Origin of the sequence: Bradyrhizobium sp. CIR18, assembly GCF_014198295.1 — a bacterium.
Taxonomy (GTDB): Bacteria; Pseudomonadota; Alphaproteobacteria; order Rhizobiales; family Xanthobacteraceae; genus Bradyrhizobium.
In genome coordinates, this window is record NZ_JACIHF010000006.1 from 97,158 (window position 1) to 111,426 (window position 14,269).

Sequence of the window (14,269 nt, forward strand, 5' to 3'; positions counted from 1 at the left end):
GTGTTTTGTTGCGTCATGAGCTTTCTGGTTCAACGGCGCAGAGCCGTACGCACTTGTCGCTATAGGAGCAAAGCGGACATTGCTTTCGTCGCATCACGCCGCCGGGTTTATGGGTACACGACCTAAATCTCCACCACCTGCCCCGGCTGCATCGCCACAAACCGCTCCTGCGGAAGCTTCGCGGCGTCGAGCGCTTCGACCAGCGCCTTGGCCGGCGCGTCGATTGCCTCATCCGTGAGCTGGAACGTGCCGTGATGATGCCCGAGCGCGGCCTCGGCGCCGCAATCGCGTAGCGCCTTCACCGCGTCCTCTGGATTCATATGCTGGTCGCGCATGAACCAGCGCGGCTCGTAGGCGCCGATGGGAAGGATGGCGAGGCGCAGCTTCCCGTGCTTCTCGGCGACGCGGCGGAAATGCCGGCCATCGCCATAGCCGGAATCGCAGACCACGTAGATTTTCCCGGCCGGCGTCTCCAAGACAAAACTCGCCCACAGCGCCTTGTTGCGATCGAACATGCCGCGCGCCGTCCAATGCCGGGTCGGCACCAAATGCACGGCGATGCCGCCGCCGAGCTCGACGCGGTCGTGCCAGTCGAAGGCTTCCACCTTGATCGTGGAATCCCAGCTGCGCATCGTCACGTCGTTGCCGAGCGGGGTGACCACGCGCGGAGCAAAATTCTTGGTGAGCCGCGACAGCGTCGCGATGTCGAGATGATCGTAATGGCCGTGCGAGACCAGCACGACATCGATCTTCGGCAACTTCTCGAAGGCGATGCCGGGATCGTTGTGCCGCTTCGGCCCGGCCCAGGCGACCGGCGAGACCCGCGTCGACCAGACGGGGTCGACCAGGATGTTGAGGCCGCCGGTCTGGATCAGCCAGCTGGCATGCCCGACGAAGGAGAGCCGCACCTTGTCGCCGTCTACGCGGGCCGGCGGCGTGTCGGCATGGGGGCTGGGCGCCCAGTCGGGCCAGGTGGCGCGCTGCCGCTTGCCGCCGAGCTGCCAGCGCAGCACCTCCCGAAGCGATTTCGGCGGCGCGCCGTCCGGATCGAAGAAGTTCAGACCGTCGAAATGGTCGGAGGCGGGACCGTCGTAGGTTTTCATGCGGGACACCCAGAGGGACGGGACACCGACCAGGCCGCCGGCCCCGGCAAGCAGTCCGAACAGGCGGCGGCGGGTGATCGGCACGGCGGGCTTCAGGAATGGTGGCGGAGGTAAGTCATCACCTTCTATATGGGCGGGGCAAAAGGAAAAAGGAACCGCCAGTCGAAAGCGCCATATTTTCAGGATGTTACCTTGATAGAGACATTTCGGCGCCCCAACTTTCCTTGACTTTTGGGCGGGAGCGGCGTTTAACCCCGCCACTTTCTCGGAAAGGCTTTCTTTTCGACCCGCCGACTGGTCCTCGAGGCCAGAGGTCAACGCCCGACAGCGCTGTGCGCCCTCGGGCGTAAAGGTGTTTGGAAGATCGCTTGCCCAAGGAGGTGGTCATCGCCCGACTTGATCGGGCGATCCAGTATTCCAGAGGCGACTCGGCTGGAACCGAGGTCTCGGCGTACTGGATGCCCCGGTCAAGCCGGGGCATGACAGCAGTGAATAACGGAGCGCTCCTCCCGTCGGGAGGACAGCAACAGGACAACGGCATTGTTCGACAATCTGTCGGAACGGCTTAGCGGAATTCTCGATCGTCTGACGGGGCGCGGTGCGCTGACCGAAAAGGACGTCGATGCCGCGATGCGCGAGGTGCGCCGCGCGCTGCTGGAGGCCGACGTCGCGCTGGAAGTGGTGCGCAGCTTCACCGAACGCGTGCGCGAGCAGGCGATCGGCGCCACCGTCGTCAAGTCGGTCACGCCCGGCCAGATGGTGGTCAAGATCGTCCATGACGAGCTGATCAACACGCTCGGCGCCGAAAGCCAGACCATCGACGTCAACTCCGTGCCGCCGGTGCCGATCATGATGGTCGGTCTGCAGGGCTCGGGTAAGACGACCACCACCGCAAAGCTCGCCCGCCGCCTGGTCCAGCGCGACAAGCGCAAGGTGCTGATGGCCTCGCTCGACGTCTATCGTCCGGCGGCGATGGAGCAGCTGGCCGTGCTCGGCCGCGACCTCGACATTCCGACCCTGCCGATCGTGGCGGGACAGCAGCCGCCGCAGATTGCCAAGCGCGCGCTGGAAGCCGGCAAGCTCGGCGGCTACGACATCGTGCTGCTCGACACCGCCGGCCGCACCACGCTCGACGAAGACATGATGGCGGAAGCCGCCGCGATCAAAGCCGCGGCCAATCCGCACGAAGTGCTGCTGGTCGCCGATAGCCTCACCGGTCAGGACGCCGTGAATCTCGCGCGCGCGTTCGATCAGCGCGTCGGCCTCACCGGCATCGTGCTGACCCGTGTCGACGGCGACGGCCGCGGCGGTGCTGCGCTGTCGATGCGCGCGGTCACCGGCAAGCCGATCAAGCTGATCGGCACCGGTGAAAAGACCGACGCGCTGGAAGACTTCCATCCCGACCGTATCGCCGGCCGCATCCTCGGCATGGGCGACGTGGTGTCGCTGGTCGAGCGCGCTGCCGCCAATATCGACGCCGAGAAGGCCGCGCGCACCGCCGAGCGCATGCGCAAGGGTCAGTTCGACCTCAACGACATGCGCGAGCAACTGCTGCAGATGGCCAATATGGGCGGCATCAGCGGCCTGATGGGCATGATGCCCGGTATCGCCAAGATGAAGAACCAGATCGCGGCCGCGGGGATCGACGACAAGATCCTGAAGCGCCAGGTCGCGGTGATCGATTCCATGACGCGCGACGAGCGCCGTCATCCCGATTTGCTCAAGGCCAGCCGCAAGAAGCGTATCGCTGCAGGGTCCGGCCAGAGCGTCGAGCAGGTCAACAAGCTGCTCAAGATGCACCGGAACATGGCCGACGTGATGAAGGCGATGGGTTCGGGCAAGCGCGGCCCGCTCGCCGGCATCGCGCAGGCCATGGGCTTTGGCGGCGGCATGAAGCCGCCCTCGCCGGAAGAGATGAAGGCGCTGCAGGAGAAGATGCAGAGCGGCGGCGGAAAGGGTTTGCCCAGTTTGCCGAAGGATCTGCCGGCCGGCTTGCGTCAGGGCCTGCCGAATGTGCCGGGCCTCACGGGCCTCAGCGGCAAGCCGATGCTGCCGGGCCTCGGCGGTTTCCCCGGCAAGAAGAAATGAGGAATTCGTCGCACGGGATCGATAAGCGTCCCGCGCAACGCGGAATACCAATCAACCGAACAAACCGTACTTTGAAGGAGAACTGAATGTCCGTCGTTATCCGCCTCGCTCGCGCAGGCACCAAGAAGCGTCCCGTCTATCACGTCGTCGTCGCCGACTCGCGCTTCCCGCGCGATGGCCGCTTCATCGAGCGTCTCGGCTATTTCAACCCGCTGCTGCCGAAGGACAACGAGACCCGTCTGAAGCTCGACATGGACAAGGTGAAGGCCTGGCTCGCCAAGGGCGCGCAGCCGTCCGACCGCGTGGCGCGTTTCCTCGACGCTGCCGGCGTCAAGAAGCGCGAAGCGCGCAACAACCCCGAGAAGGCCGTGCCGCGCAAGGAGCGCAAGGCGCAGGCCGAAGCCGCCGCGAAGGGCTAAGGCTAGATCATGTCGGCGCTGGTCTGCGTCGCGCGGATCGGCGCCGCGCATGGTGTGCGCGGTGCGGTCAAACTGTGGACCTTCACCGAGGATCCCTTTGCCGTCAGGCGCTATGGTCCGCTTGTGTCCAAGGACGGCAAGCGTCAGTTCGAGGTCGCAACGGCGCGCGAGGCCAAGGATCATCTGGTCGCGACGTTCAAGGGCGTCACGACCCGCGATGAGGCCGAGCGCCTCAACGGCATCGAGCTCTACGTCGCGCGCGAAAAACTGCCCGCGACCGATGCGGACGAATATTACCACGCCGATCTGATCGGGCTCGTCGCCGTCACCACGGACGGCGACGCGCTCGGCCGCGTGCTCGCGATCCACAATTTCGGCGCCGGCGACATCATCGAAATCGCGCCCCCAAAAAACACGACGATGCTGCTGCCGTTCACGAACGCCGTGGTGCCGGAGGTCGATCTCGAAGGCGGCCGCGTCGTGATCGCGCTGCCGCAGGAGATCGAGGGCGAGGACGCTCCCTCGGCGGCTCCCCGCGAACGCGGGGACCCATAACCACGGGCCGTGGTTTTGGCTAAGCTGATTGCGATGGCAAACCCCTCACCCTGGCGCGCGACGGTGCTGACGCTGTTTCCGGAGATGTTTCCGGGGCCGCTGGGCGTGAGCCTTGCTGGCCGGGCGCTGGCCTCGGGGCTCTGGGAGATTGAGGCGCGGGACATAAGGGCGTCCGCCACCGACCGCCATCGCAGCGTCGACGACACCCCGGCCGGTGGCGGGCCGGGCATGGTGCTGCGGGCGGATGTTCTGGCCGCCGCGATCGATGCCGCCGGGATCGCCCCCGAGCGGCCGCGGCTGCTGATGAGCCCGCGCGGTCGGCCATTGACCCAGGCCCGGGTTGCCGAGCTCGCCGGGGGCCCCGGTCCCCTGATCGTCTGCGGGCGATTCGAGGGGATCGACCAGCGGGTGATCGACGGGCGGGGCCTGGAGGAGGTCTCGATCGGGGATTACGTGCTGTCCGGGGGCGAAATCGCAGCTTTAGCCCTGATCGATGCCTGCGTTCGGCTGCTGCCGGGCGTGATGGGCAAGGAGGCCTCGGGAACCGAGGAAAGCTTCTCCGATGGCCTTTTAGAGTACCCCCAATACACCCGTCCGCAGCTGTTCGAGGGGACCCCGATCCCGGAGGTCCTGACCTCCGGCGACCATGCCAAGGTGGCCAGCTGGCGGCGGGCGCAATCGGAAGCCCTCACGGCGGCCCGGCGGCCCGATTTATGGGCCCAGATCCCACCCAAGCCGGCGAATCGGGCCGGTCGCCAAAAAACGCCAAAAAACAAGACAGACGGGTGACAAACGCTCCGGCTTGCCTTATAGGAGCGGCCAAATCCGCAATGGCTGGATAGACGAATTTTGCGCAGCCCCCCGTTTCCAGGGCTGGGCGCGCCGATGGAGATTTACCCATGAACCTGATCAAGCAGCTCGAGCAAGAGCAATTCGACAAGCTGTCCGCCGGCAAGGACATCCCGGAATTCGGTCCCGGCGACACCGTGATCGTCAACGTGAAGGTGGTCGAAGGCGACCGCACCCGCGTGCAGGCCTATGAAGGCGTCTGCATCGGCCGTTCCGGCGGTGGCCTCAACGAGAGCTTCACCGTCCGCAAGATCTCCTATGGCGAGGGCGTGGAGCGCGTGTTCCCGGTGATGTCGCCGATGATCGACTCGATCAAGGTGGTGCGTCGCGGCAAGGTGCGTCGCGCCAAGCTGTATTACCTCCGCAACCTTCGCGGCAAGTCGGCCCGCATCGTCGAGAAGCAGGACCGCCAGACCGCGGTCGGCGAGTAAGCTCCGCCCCACCAGGCAAGTTTTCGAAAGCGCGGGGCTCGGCTCCGCGCTTTTTTGTTTTGCCCGCTGTCAATGCGAGGAGCCCTTGCGACGAAGCAATCCAGATTGTCTCCGCGGGCGCATTCCTGGATTGCTTCGCGGAGCCTGTCATCGGGCCGCGCTACGCGCGGACCCCGGTGGCTCGCAATGACGAGCCGAAACTCTCGCGCTTTTACCGCTGCATGCTATATAGCTTCTAGAATGTTTCCAGATCTGACCAGCTTCGCCCCCGTCCAGCGCATCGTCATCGACGATCGCTCGCGGCTGCCTGGCCGGTTCTTCGGACGCTTCGCGACCTCGGCAACGTCAGAGCTTACGCGCGCAGCCTAAAAGCTGCGCTGACGATTTTGTTGCCCGCGCGCAAGCCGCGCTCATCGCCTTCACACATTCTCCGGAGCTTAAGCTCATGTCCAAGCCGACCACATTGTACGACAAGATCTGGAACGACCACCTGGTGCACGAAGCCGAGGACGGCACCTGCCTGCTCTATATCGACCGTCATCTGGTGCACGAGGTGACCTCGCCGCAGGCGTTCGAAGGCCTGCGCGCCACGGGCCGCAAGGTCCACGCGCCCGAGAAGACGCTCGCCGTCGTCGACCACAACGTGCCGACCACCGACCGCACCAAGCCGAATCCCGACCCCGAGAGCATCGAGCAGATCAAGGCGCTGGCCGAGAACGCCAAGGAATTCGGCATCGAATATTACAACGAGTTCGACAAGCGCCAGGGCATCGTCCACGTCATCGGCCCCGAGCAGGGTTTTACCCTGCCCGGCACCACCATCGTCTGCGGTGACAGCCACACCTCGACGCATGGCGCGTTCGGCGCGCTCGCGCACGGCATCGGCACGAGCGAGGTCGAGCACGTTCTGGCGACGCAGACGCTGATCCAGAAGAAGGCCAAGAACATGCGCGTCACCGTCGACGGCAAATTGCCCGACGGCGTGACGGGCAAGGACATCATCCTCGCCATCATCGGTGAGATCGGCACCGCGGGCGGCACCGGCTACGTGCTGGAATACGCCGGCGACGCCATCAGCGCGCTCAGCATGGAAGGCCGCATGACGGTCTGCAACATGTCGATCGAAGGCGGCGCGCGCGCCGGCCTCGTTGCACCCGACCAGAAGGCGTTCGACTTCCTGCGCGGCCGCCCCAAAGCCCCGAAGGGCGCCGACTGGGACGCGGCGATGCGCTACTGGGAAAAACTGCGCTCCGACGAGGGCGCGCATTTCGACAACGAGCTGCGCCTCGATGCGGCCAAGCTGCCGCCGATCGTGACCTGGGGCACTTCGCCTGAAGACGTCATCTCGGTGACCGGCATCGTGCCCGATCCCGACCAGATTGCGGACGAGGCCAAGCGCCTCTCCAAGCATCGTGCGCTCAAGTACATGGGCCTGACCGCGGGCACGAAGATCACCGACATCAAGGTCGACCGCATCTTCATCGGCTCCTGCACCAACGGCCGCATCGAAGATCTGCGCGCTGCTGCGAAGATCGCCGAAGGCAAGACCGTTTCGGCGCATGTCAACGCCATGGTCGTGCCGGGCTCCGGCATCGTCAAGGAGCAGGCGGAAGCCGAGGGTCTCGACAAGATCTTCATCAAGGCCGGCTTCGAATGGCGCGAGCCGGGTTGCTCGATGTGCCTTGCGATGAACCCGGACAAGCTGGCTCCGGAAGAGCGTTGCGCCTCGACCTCGAACCGCAATTTCGAGGGCCGCCAGGGCTTCAAGGGCCGCACCCATCTGGTGTCGCCGGCGATGGCGGCAGCGGCGGCGATCGCGGGTCACTTCGTCGACGTCAGGGACTGGCGCTAAGCCACTGCCTGCAATTGTAGCGATCGCGGCAAACAGCCGTTAAACGATCGCCTGACACTCTCGTCCTCGCGAGGTTTTCGCGAGGACGCGCGCCATGGCCAACAAGCCCGAATATGTCGACCTGATCAGCGAGGCCACGCGCCAGCACCGCCGGCGCGCGCCGCGCCTGCACATCGTCGCCAAGCCCGAGGTCGAGGAGACCTCGAAGCTCAGCCGCTGGCCGCCTGCGATGTTCAAGCAGTGGAAGCTCGATAATCTGATGCGGTGGAAAGCTTCGTCGTGGAAGCTGAAAGATTGGCTGTAGCCGCCGGACGAGCAAAGGGCGCCACTGAGGCGCCCTTTTCACGTCGATCGTGCTTACCAATAGTACCTGTACGGATGGTGCCAGCGATGCCAGCGGCAGATGCGGCGCGGGCCGTAATAGGTCCAGATGACCCGGCAGCGGCGCGGATAATGGTAATAGGGATAATAGCCGCCGACATAATAGCGCCGGTGGAAGTGGCGATGGCCGAAATGGGGACGATAGCCCCAGTGGCGGTGATAGCCGCCATAATGACGGAATCCGCCGTAGCGAATGCCGCCGCCGTGGAAGGCCGGCCCGGCGCGGAAGCCGCCGCCATGAAAGCCGCCGCTGCGGAAGCCGCCGAAATGTCCGCCGCCACCGCGGAAGCCACCGCCGCCGTGAAAATGTCCGCCACCACCATGCCCACCGCCGCCGTGCCGGACCTGCGTGACGAGGTCGTCGGCCGCAGCTTTCGTCGCAGGTGACGTCGCCGGATTGATCAAGGTGAGCGCTTCAGCGCGATGCTCGCTCCCGGCCGACAGCATCAGCGTCGCCGCAGCCGCAATCCCGAGCAGGCGCACCGGGCCTGCCCGGAGACCCAAACTCCTCAGCATGGACTTCTCCCTGAATCTGGACAGCGGAGCAGCGATGCTCGTTCCCGGCCCGCGTCATCCCTGTTCAATTGCAGTCGCTCGCGGGGTTAAATTGCTAACAGCGATGTGAACGCGCCATGAATGAACGAGGCGGGCGCCTCGCTGCGGCGCTGTGCCGCTACGGGAAGGAAGTCTTGAGATGACCGTCTACGCGATTGCACAATTGAAGATGACCGACCGCGCGGCCTACGATCGCTATCAGGCGCGGTTCTTCGACGTGTTCAAGAAGTACAATGGGCGCCTGCTCGCTGCCGATGAGCGACCGCGCGTGCTCGAAGGGGCGTGGCCGCACGACAAGCTGGTCATGATGTCGTTTCCGGACGAGGCCGCCTTCCTCGCCTTCTCGAACTCACCCGACTACGAGGAAATTTCGCGCGACCGCAAGGCGGGCGCGCAGGCGACCGTGTTACTGGTCAAGGGATTTGCGCCCGCCGGCTAGGACGTCACCAGAACGGCCCGTAGCCGAACACGAAGGGCGCGGGCACGCCGTAGGGATAGGGACGATAGTGGACCGGCCGCGCGTAATAGCGGGGATCATGGCGCACGACGGGCCGCGCAATATGTTGGGGCGGCGCGGGTCGCCGCACATCGAAAACTGCGATCCCCGCCGAGGCCTCCGGCACCGTCGTCCTTGGCGCCGCGGCCGCGCAGGGCAGGCCGGCGGCAAGCGCGACGACAACGGCCCATGCAAACCATCTCGCCATGACGATCCCTTGCGGCATCAGCCGGGGCGCCAGTAGCAGCTCATCCGCGGCACGATCACCGTGCCGCTGGGCCGGAATTCCTGCACATAGGTCGCGTTGCATTCGCGGACCGCATTGGGACCCGGATTGTAGCGCGGATAGACGCCGTCAGGGCTGTAATAGGGCGTGACTCGCAAACGCGGCGGTCGCTTGCGTGGCGGCGGGGCATCAGGCGGGGCTGCCTGGGCGAGGCGAATCTCGGAGCCGGCGGTCTGGGCCTCGGCGCCAACGCAAAATGGCGAAAACAACCCCATGCACAGTAGCGTCAGCGCTGTTTTCGCTCGCATTTTTCCGCCCACCTGAAACGTCCCGTTCGAGGCCCACGCTCCCCGTTTTGGCGGCGCCCGTCAACCTCGCCGCGCTTTATAAAGCGGGATGCATCAGCGGGAAACCCGCGCTGGAGCCCGTTTCAATGGAATTGAAACCGGCTCCAGATTCTTACTTTGACGCGTTTTCTTCGCGCGAAGCAGTATCCACTTCGCTCGAAAACGCTTTAGAACAACCCCATGTGGACGGAATTGAAAGCGCCCTCGCTGGCCGAGATGGAAGCGACGGCACACGAGATCTTCGAGCGCCTGCCGGCGGAATTTCGTAGCCTGTGCGAGGGCGTGATCCTCCGCGTCGACGACTTCCCGACCGAGGAGGTCCTGGACGAGATGGAATGCGAGAGCGAGTTCGACCTGCTCGGCCTGTTCCAGGGCGTCGGCCTGCCGCAGCAGAGCCTTGGTGACGTGGCGCGGCTGCCCAACATGGTCTGGCTCTACCGCCGGCCGATCCTGGATTACTGGGCCGAGCACGACGAGAGCCTTGGCCATATCGTCCGCCACGTCCTGATCCACGAGATCGGCCACCATTTTGGCCTGTCGGACGACGATATGGCGGCGATTGAGGCAAAGGCGGAGTAGGAAGCGCCGGCGTGAGATGAGCCCCCACCCGCCGCGCTTCGCGCGTCGACCTCCCCCGCAAGCGGGAGAGGTGAAGTCCCGACGCCGCACCAGCTCTGCCTCAAACCAGCCAAGCAGACGAGACCTGCCGAATTCGGCCTAGGATTCAGGCCCCGGACACGATAAACACGCCTTCCCTGAACCACCCCGGAAAAGCGCAACCATGGACAAGTTCACCACGCTGGAAGGCGTCGCGGCGCCGCTGAAGATCATCAATGTCGACACCGACATGATCATTCCGAAGCAGTACCTCAAGACCATCAAGCGCACCGGCCTTGGCAAGGGGCTCTTCTCCGAGCAGCGCTACAAGGACGACGGCAGCGAGAATCCGGACTTCGTTCTCAACCAGCCCGCCTATCGCAATGCGAAGGTGCTGGTCGCCGGCGACAATTTCGGCTGCGGCTCGAGCCGCGAGCATGCGCCCTGGGCGCTGCTCGACTTCGGCATCCGCTGCGTGATCTCGACCTCGTTCGGCGACATCTTCTACAACAACTGCTTCAAGAACGGCATTCTGCCGATCCGCGTCAGCCAGGAAGACCTCGACAAGCTGTTCGACGATGCCGAGCGCGGCGCCAATGCGACGCTGACGATCGACCTGCCGAACCAGGAGATCCGCGGCCCCGACGGCGGCAAGGTCAAGTTCGAGATCGATCCGTTCCGCAAGCACTGCCTGATCAACGGCCTCGACGACATCGGCCTGACGATGGAGAAGAAGTCCTCGATCGACACCTATGAGGACAAGCTCAAGCGCGAACGCGCCTGGGCCTGATACCTGTTTTTCGTTCGAGCCCCGGTGCCGCAAGCGCCGGGGCTTTTTCTTTGCCCTGCTTGTCCTTATAGCTCGCTGATGCTGCCCGACATCGTCACCTTCTGGCATGGCCCGATGGACGCCCTGCGCCAGACCTGTCTGCGCTCGCAGCTCGCGGCCGGCCACAAGGTCACGGTCTACAGCTTCGACACCATTCCCGGCCTGCCCGCCGGCGTCGCCAACGCGGATGCCGAAGCGATCCTGCCGCATGCGTTCTCGGAACGCTTGCGGCCCCCGCAACCGGATGGAAGCTGGCGCGACTGGACCACGCTGCAGTTCAGCGATTTCTTCCGCATGAAGCTGATGGCGAAGAATCTCGGCCTCTGGCTCGACGCCGACGTGCTGCTCTTGAAGGCGGTCGAGATTGATCCGGCAAAGCCTTACTTTGCCTGGGAGCGGCCACGCCAGCTCGGCAATTCCGTGATCTACCTGCCGCCCGGGCACGGCATCGTTACCGCCTTCGAGGAGCTGATGGAGCAGGAGGAGCTGACGCCGAACTGGCTGTCGGTCCGCCATCGCATCACCTTCATGATGCGCCGCCTGCGCGGCGGCTCAAGCCGCCTCTCCGATATCCGCGTCGCGATCTTCGGACCTGCCGCGCTCACCGCGCTCGCGCGCCGTACCGGCGAGCTGCAGAACGCGCTGCCCAAGCAATCGTTCTATGCCGTGCATGCCGAGCCAAAACTGTTCTTCGATCCCTCGAGCTATCTCGGCCTCGTCACCAACCCCGAGATCATCGGCCTGCACATCTCGCCCAAGGGCCGCGGCGGCGAAAAGCCGATTCCGGGCAGCCTATATGCCTGGGCGACGGAGAGATTCGCTTAGCTCTCGTGCCCCGGACGCAGCGCAGCATCCCTTGGTGATGCGCTGCTGAGCCGGGGCCCAGTAACGTGGCGAGATGGGTCCCGGCTCTGCGGAGCGGCACTTCGCGCCGCACCGCGTCGGGACACGCGATCAACCTCGTCCCCTCCAGTTTGATCCAGCGCAACGCGCCTCTGCATCATTGTGCTTAATTCGCTCCAATTCCGCTGTCCGAAGGGAGCTTTCCATGAGCACCGCAAGCAGGCCATATCCCATCGTCCAGGACCTCATCGACTCCTTTGCGAGCTGGCTGAAGCATCGCCGCGAGCTGAACGAGATGCGGCAGCTCGATCGCGCCGATTTCGACCGGATCGCGAGCGACCTGCGGATCGCGCCTGACGATCTCGAGGAACTGGTCCGCCACGGCAAGCATTCTGCCGACGAGCTGCCAATGATGCTGCAGCAACTCGGCATCAGCGCCGAAGGCCTCGGCCGCGCGCAGCCGCTGCTGCTCCGCGACATGGAGCGGGTCTGCTCGCTCTGCAACAACAAGGGACAATGCGACCGAGATCTGGCCGACGGCACTGCCGCGGAGAACTATCACGGCTACTGCGGCAACGCCGCGACGCTCGAATCGCTCGATCGCGCCGATGTCGCGCCGCGGTGAGCGGCGCAGAAGATTCGCTCGCCGCACACTCATCAATCCCTACCTTGGATCGGCGCAAGGATGTCTGCTGTGCCGCTGATAGCGGGGTATGGCAGATCTCCCCCAGAGGTCCGCGCCGGGTCAGGGTTAAACTCGCGCGCTGCCGCAACCATCACTGGTCGATCAGCACGTGGTGCACCTCGCCGAGCGGCAAAAGATCGCGAATAGTATGATGTATGCAAGATTCCGTTTGCGCGGCGAGGATGCCGGCAAGGCCACCGCAATTATCCGTGCTTGATCTCGACGAATGGCTCTGTTTGGATAGTTTCGCTTCGGGCAATTCGTATTTCGGATAATCATGGCAAATGAAACAGATCGATCCCGTCGTTCATTGGGTGCTCGTTCACAAGAAAGCATCGTGACCGTCCACCGCGCGGGCATCGGGAATCGGCTGCTGGCGGCGTTGCCGCCGGCGGATCTCGGCTTGCTCACGCCCTACTTCCAGAAGGTCTCGTTCGAACCCGATGCCGTCCTGGTGCGGTCGGGCGATGAGCTCGACCCGGTTTATTTTCCCCATAGCGGCGCAATCGCCTTCATGCTCGATATGCCGGACGGGCAAACGGTCGCAACCACCTTGATGGGACGGGAAGGCGCTTTGGCCTCGTTCTCCGTGCTCGGCCCGTCGCTTTCATCCGTGACGGCGGTTACTCGCATAGCCGGCACAGCATCGCTGATTTCCGCCGCCAAATTTCGCGCCGCCTTTGCGCAAAGCACAGCCATCAGGAACGTCGTGCAGGTCCACGCCCGCGCGGTGTTATTGCAGCTCCAGCACGTAGCCGCTTGCAACGCGCTGCACCGGGTGGATGGCCGCATGGCGCGGTGGCTCCTGCAGCTTCACGACCGCGTGCCCGACGACCGCCTTCCGGTGACGCAGGAGGCGCTTGCGCAACTGCTTGGGGTGCGACGGACGACAGTAACCCTGACGATGAGCAAGCTACGCGAGGCCGGCGCGGTCCCGTCCGACGGGCGCGGGTTTGTAGAGATCGATCGGGCGCGGCTCGAGAAGGTCGCATGCGATTGTTATAGGCTCATGCAGCGCAACATCGATCGGATGTATTGCGAGGAATTGGCCGCGCCGTCCTCTGCTCTTGGCGAACAGAAGATGGCGGTTTGTCGCGGAAAAGCGGGTATCGCTTTTTCGAGTTGACGCTTCAACCCTTCCCCATCGCTGCAATGGCATCCGCGATTGCGATCGTGCGCCGGGCCATGTCGGCGTGCAGCCGCTCGACCATCGCACCATCCAACCGGATCGCGCCGCGCGAGACGTTCTCCGGCAGCTCGAACGCCGCGATGATTTTTCGCGCGCGCGCGACTTCCTCTTCGGGCGGCGTGAAGATCGCGTTGCAGGCGTCGATCTGCGAGGGGTGGATCAGCGTCTTGCCGTCGAAGCCGAGATCGCGGCCCTGCGCGCATTCGGTGGCGAAGCCGTCGGAATTGGCGATGTCGCTGTAGGGGCCGTCGAGGATTTCGAGGCCGTGGGCGCGCGTCGCCAGGATGCAGTGCGTGATCATCGGGATCATCGCGGCGCGGCCGGGCAGCATCCTGATGCGCGTTTCGCGTGAGATATCGTTCGGGCCGAACACGAAGCCTGACAGGCGCCGCGATTGATCGCGCCCGGCCTCGGCCAGCTCCTCCGCGTGCAGCACGGCGCGCGCGGTCTCGATCATGGCCCAGACCTTCACCGTCGGCGCCGCGCCAAGCTCGGTAAGACGGAGGCCGATCGTATCAAGATCTTCGACACTTGAAACTTTTGGAACCAGGATGCCGTCGGGCGAAGCCTTGGCGGCCATGGCGAGATCGTCGGCCCACCAGGGCGTGTCGAGACCGTTGGTCCGGATCAGGATCTCGCGCTTGCCAAAGCCCTTGGCTGCGATCGCGGCGGCGATCCCATCACGGGCCACCGCTTTGGCATCCGGCGCGACGGAATCTTCCAGATCCAGGATCAGGCCGTCGGCGGCGAGATTGCGCGCCTTTTCCAGCGCACGGGGGTTGGAGCCGGGCATGAACAGATGGCTGCGGCGCGGGCGGGTCATG

The 14,269-nt window shown here is 64.7% G+C and carries 18 protein-coding genes; 13 read left to right on the forward strand and 5 right to left on the reverse strand.

Annotated elements, in window-relative coordinates; genetic code table 11:
- Positions 1–122 precede the first annotated feature (122 nt).
- Positions 123–1,187, reverse strand: coding sequence for an MBL fold metallo-hydrolase (locus GGD65_RS20670; protein WP_183236457.1), 1,065 nt, complete (start codon positions 1,185–1,187; stop codon positions 123–125).
- A 456-nt stretch (positions 1,188–1,643) separates the two neighbouring features.
- On the opposite strand from GGD65_RS20670, the gene ffh reads away from it, so the two are divergent.
- The 7 genes from ffh (at position 1,644) to GGD65_RS20705 (ending at position 7,601) form a co-directional block, all read left to right on the forward strand.
- The gene (gene ffh / locus GGD65_RS20675) at positions 1,644–3,191 is read left to right on the forward strand and encodes a signal recognition particle protein (protein WP_183236458.1); all 1,548 of its coding nucleotides are present in this window, start codon (positions 1,644–1,646) and stop codon (positions 3,189–3,191) included.
- 86 nt (positions 3,192–3,277) lie between these two features.
- On the forward strand, positions 3,278–3,610 hold the full coding sequence (rpsP, locus tag GGD65_RS20680; RefSeq protein ID WP_008133080.1) for a 30S ribosomal protein S16: 333 nt from the start codon (positions 3,278–3,280) through the stop codon (positions 3,608–3,610).
- A gap of 9 nt (positions 3,611–3,619) precedes the next feature.
- A complete protein-coding gene (gene rimM, locus GGD65_RS20685) occupies positions 3,620–4,165 on the forward strand; it encodes a ribosome maturation factor RimM (RefSeq protein WP_183236459.1) in 546 nt (181 codons plus the stop codon).
- A gap of 33 nt (positions 4,166–4,198) precedes the next feature.
- Positions 4,199–4,954, forward strand: coding sequence for a tRNA (guanosine(37)-N1)-methyltransferase TrmD (gene trmD / locus GGD65_RS20690; RefSeq protein WP_183236582.1), 756 nt, complete (start codon positions 4,199–4,201; stop codon positions 4,952–4,954).
- 110 nt (positions 4,955–5,064) lie between these two features.
- The gene (gene rplS, locus GGD65_RS20695; RefSeq protein ID WP_018318903.1) at positions 5,065–5,445 is read left to right on the forward strand and encodes a 50S ribosomal protein L19; all 381 of its coding nucleotides are present in this window, start codon (positions 5,065–5,067) and stop codon (positions 5,443–5,445) included.
- A gap of 445 nt (positions 5,446–5,890) precedes the next feature.
- Positions 5,891–7,297 (forward strand): 3-isopropylmalate dehydratase large subunit, encoded by a 1,407-nt coding sequence (gene leuC / locus GGD65_RS20700; RefSeq protein WP_183236460.1) that lies wholly within the window; start codon positions 5,891–5,893, stop codon positions 7,295–7,297.
- A 94-nt stretch (positions 7,298–7,391) separates the two neighbouring features.
- A complete protein-coding gene (locus GGD65_RS20705; protein ID WP_018318906.1) occupies positions 7,392–7,601 on the forward strand; it encodes a hypothetical protein in 210 nt (69 codons plus the stop codon).
- 53 nt (positions 7,602–7,654) lie between these two features.
- On the opposite strand, the gene GGD65_RS20710 is transcribed toward GGD65_RS20705, so the two are convergent.
- Complete coding sequence (locus GGD65_RS20710) at positions 7,655–8,194, reverse strand: hypothetical protein (protein WP_183236461.1); 540 nt, start codon at positions 8,192–8,194, stop codon at positions 7,655–7,657.
- Positions 8,195–8,372: 178 nt separating this feature from the next.
- Here GGD65_RS20710 and GGD65_RS20715 point away from each other — a divergent pair, with 178 nt between their 5' ends.
- Entirely contained in the window at positions 8,373–8,672 is a 300-nt protein-coding gene (locus tag GGD65_RS20715; RefSeq protein ID WP_018318908.1) for a DUF1330 domain-containing protein, read from the forward strand.
- A gap of 4 nt (positions 8,673–8,676) precedes the next feature.
- Here the strand turns inward: GGD65_RS20715 and GGD65_RS20720 are convergent, their stop codons facing one another.
- Both GGD65_RS20720 and GGD65_RS20725 read right to left on the reverse strand, forming a co-directional pair.
- Positions 8,677–8,937 carry a hypothetical protein gene (locus tag GGD65_RS20720; RefSeq protein ID WP_026202094.1) on the reverse strand — a complete coding sequence of 87 codons (261 nt, stop codon included), beginning with the start codon at positions 8,935–8,937 and terminating at the stop codon, positions 8,677–8,679.
- Between the two features lie 17 nt (positions 8,938–8,954).
- On the reverse strand, positions 8,955–9,230 hold the full coding sequence (locus tag GGD65_RS20725; RefSeq protein WP_177237400.1) for a hypothetical protein: 276 nt from the start codon (positions 9,228–9,230) through the stop codon (positions 8,955–8,957).
- 252 nt (positions 9,231–9,482) lie between these two features.
- On the opposite strand from GGD65_RS20725, the gene GGD65_RS20730 reads away from it, so the two are divergent.
- From GGD65_RS20730 to GGD65_RS20750, 5 genes are all read left to right on the forward strand, one after another.
- Positions 9,483–9,881: a metallopeptidase family protein gene (locus GGD65_RS20730; RefSeq protein WP_018318911.1), complete on the forward strand. Its 399-nt coding sequence runs from the start codon at positions 9,483–9,485 to the stop codon at positions 9,879–9,881.
- Between the two features lie 202 nt (positions 9,882–10,083).
- Positions 10,084–10,689, forward strand: a complete 606-nt coding sequence (leuD, locus tag GGD65_RS20735) for a 3-isopropylmalate dehydratase small subunit (protein WP_018318912.1) — start codon at positions 10,084–10,086, stop codon at positions 10,687–10,689.
- A gap of 78 nt (positions 10,690–10,767) precedes the next feature.
- On the forward strand, positions 10,768–11,553 hold the full coding sequence (locus GGD65_RS20740) for a hypothetical protein (RefSeq protein WP_183236462.1): 786 nt from the start codon (positions 10,768–10,770) through the stop codon (positions 11,551–11,553).
- 223 nt (positions 11,554–11,776) lie between these two features.
- The gene (locus GGD65_RS20745) at positions 11,777–12,196 is read left to right on the forward strand and encodes a hypothetical protein (RefSeq protein ID WP_091965007.1); all 420 of its coding nucleotides are present in this window, start codon (positions 11,777–11,779) and stop codon (positions 12,194–12,196) included.
- Between the two features lie 397 nt (positions 12,197–12,593).
- The gene (locus GGD65_RS20750) at positions 12,594–13,382 is read left to right on the forward strand and encodes a Crp/Fnr family transcriptional regulator (RefSeq protein ID WP_183236463.1); all 789 of its coding nucleotides are present in this window, start codon (positions 12,594–12,596) and stop codon (positions 13,380–13,382) included.
- Positions 13,383–13,386: 4 nt separating this feature from the next.
- On the opposite strand, the gene GGD65_RS20755 is transcribed toward GGD65_RS20750, so the two are convergent.
- Positions 13,387–14,268 (reverse strand): CoA ester lyase, encoded by an 882-nt coding sequence (locus GGD65_RS20755; RefSeq protein ID WP_183236464.1) that lies wholly within the window; start codon positions 14,266–14,268, stop codon positions 13,387–13,389.
- Position 14,269: the final 1 nt, after the last annotated feature.

What these genes read in the sequence shown, in the direction of transcription:
- rpsP (WP_008133080.1), top strand. Translation starts at nt 3,278, where the DNA reads ATGTCCGTCGTTATCCGCCTCGCTCGCGCAGGCACCAAGAAGCGTCCC.
- rimM (WP_183236459.1), top strand. Translation starts at nt 3,620, where the DNA reads ATGTCGGCGCTGGTCTGCGTCGCGCGGATCGGCGCCGCGCATGGTGTG.
- trmD (WP_183236582.1), top strand. Translation starts at nt 4,199, where the DNA reads ATGGCAAACCCCTCACCCTGGCGCGCGACGGTGCTGACGCTGTTTCCG.
- rplS (WP_018318903.1), top strand. Translation starts at nt 5,065, where the DNA reads ATGAACCTGATCAAGCAGCTCGAGCAAGAGCAATTCGACAAGCTGTCC.
- leuC (WP_183236460.1), top strand. Translation starts at nt 5,891, where the DNA reads ATGTCCAAGCCGACCACATTGTACGACAAGATCTGGAACGACCACCTG.
- GGD65_RS20705 (WP_018318906.1), top strand. Translation starts at nt 7,392, where the DNA reads ATGGCCAACAAGCCCGAATATGTCGACCTGATCAGCGAGGCCACGCGC.
- GGD65_RS20710 (WP_183236461.1), bottom strand. Translation starts at nt 8,194, where the DNA reads ATGCTGAGGAGTTTGGGTCTCCGGGCAGGCCCGGTGCGCCTGCTCGGG.
- GGD65_RS20715 (WP_018318908.1), top strand. Translation starts at nt 8,373, where the DNA reads ATGACCGTCTACGCGATTGCACAATTGAAGATGACCGACCGCGCGGCC.
- GGD65_RS20720 (WP_026202094.1), bottom strand. Translation starts at nt 8,937, where the DNA reads ATGGCGAGATGGTTTGCATGGGCCGTTGTCGTCGCGCTTGCCGCCGGC.
- GGD65_RS20725 (WP_177237400.1), bottom strand. Translation starts at nt 9,230, where the DNA reads ATGGGGTTGTTTTCGCCATTTTGCGTTGGCGCCGAGGCCCAGACCGCC.
- GGD65_RS20730 (WP_018318911.1), top strand. Translation starts at nt 9,483, where the DNA reads ATGTGGACGGAATTGAAAGCGCCCTCGCTGGCCGAGATGGAAGCGACG.
- leuD (WP_018318912.1), top strand. Translation starts at nt 10,084, where the DNA reads ATGGACAAGTTCACCACGCTGGAAGGCGTCGCGGCGCCGCTGAAGATC.
- GGD65_RS20740 (WP_183236462.1), top strand. Translation starts at nt 10,768, where the DNA reads ATGCTGCCCGACATCGTCACCTTCTGGCATGGCCCGATGGACGCCCTG.
- GGD65_RS20745 (WP_091965007.1), top strand. Translation starts at nt 11,777, where the DNA reads ATGAGCACCGCAAGCAGGCCATATCCCATCGTCCAGGACCTCATCGAC.
- GGD65_RS20755 (WP_183236464.1), bottom strand. Translation starts at nt 14,268, where the DNA reads ATGACCCGCCCGCGCCGCAGCCATCTGTTCATGCCCGGCTCCAACCCC.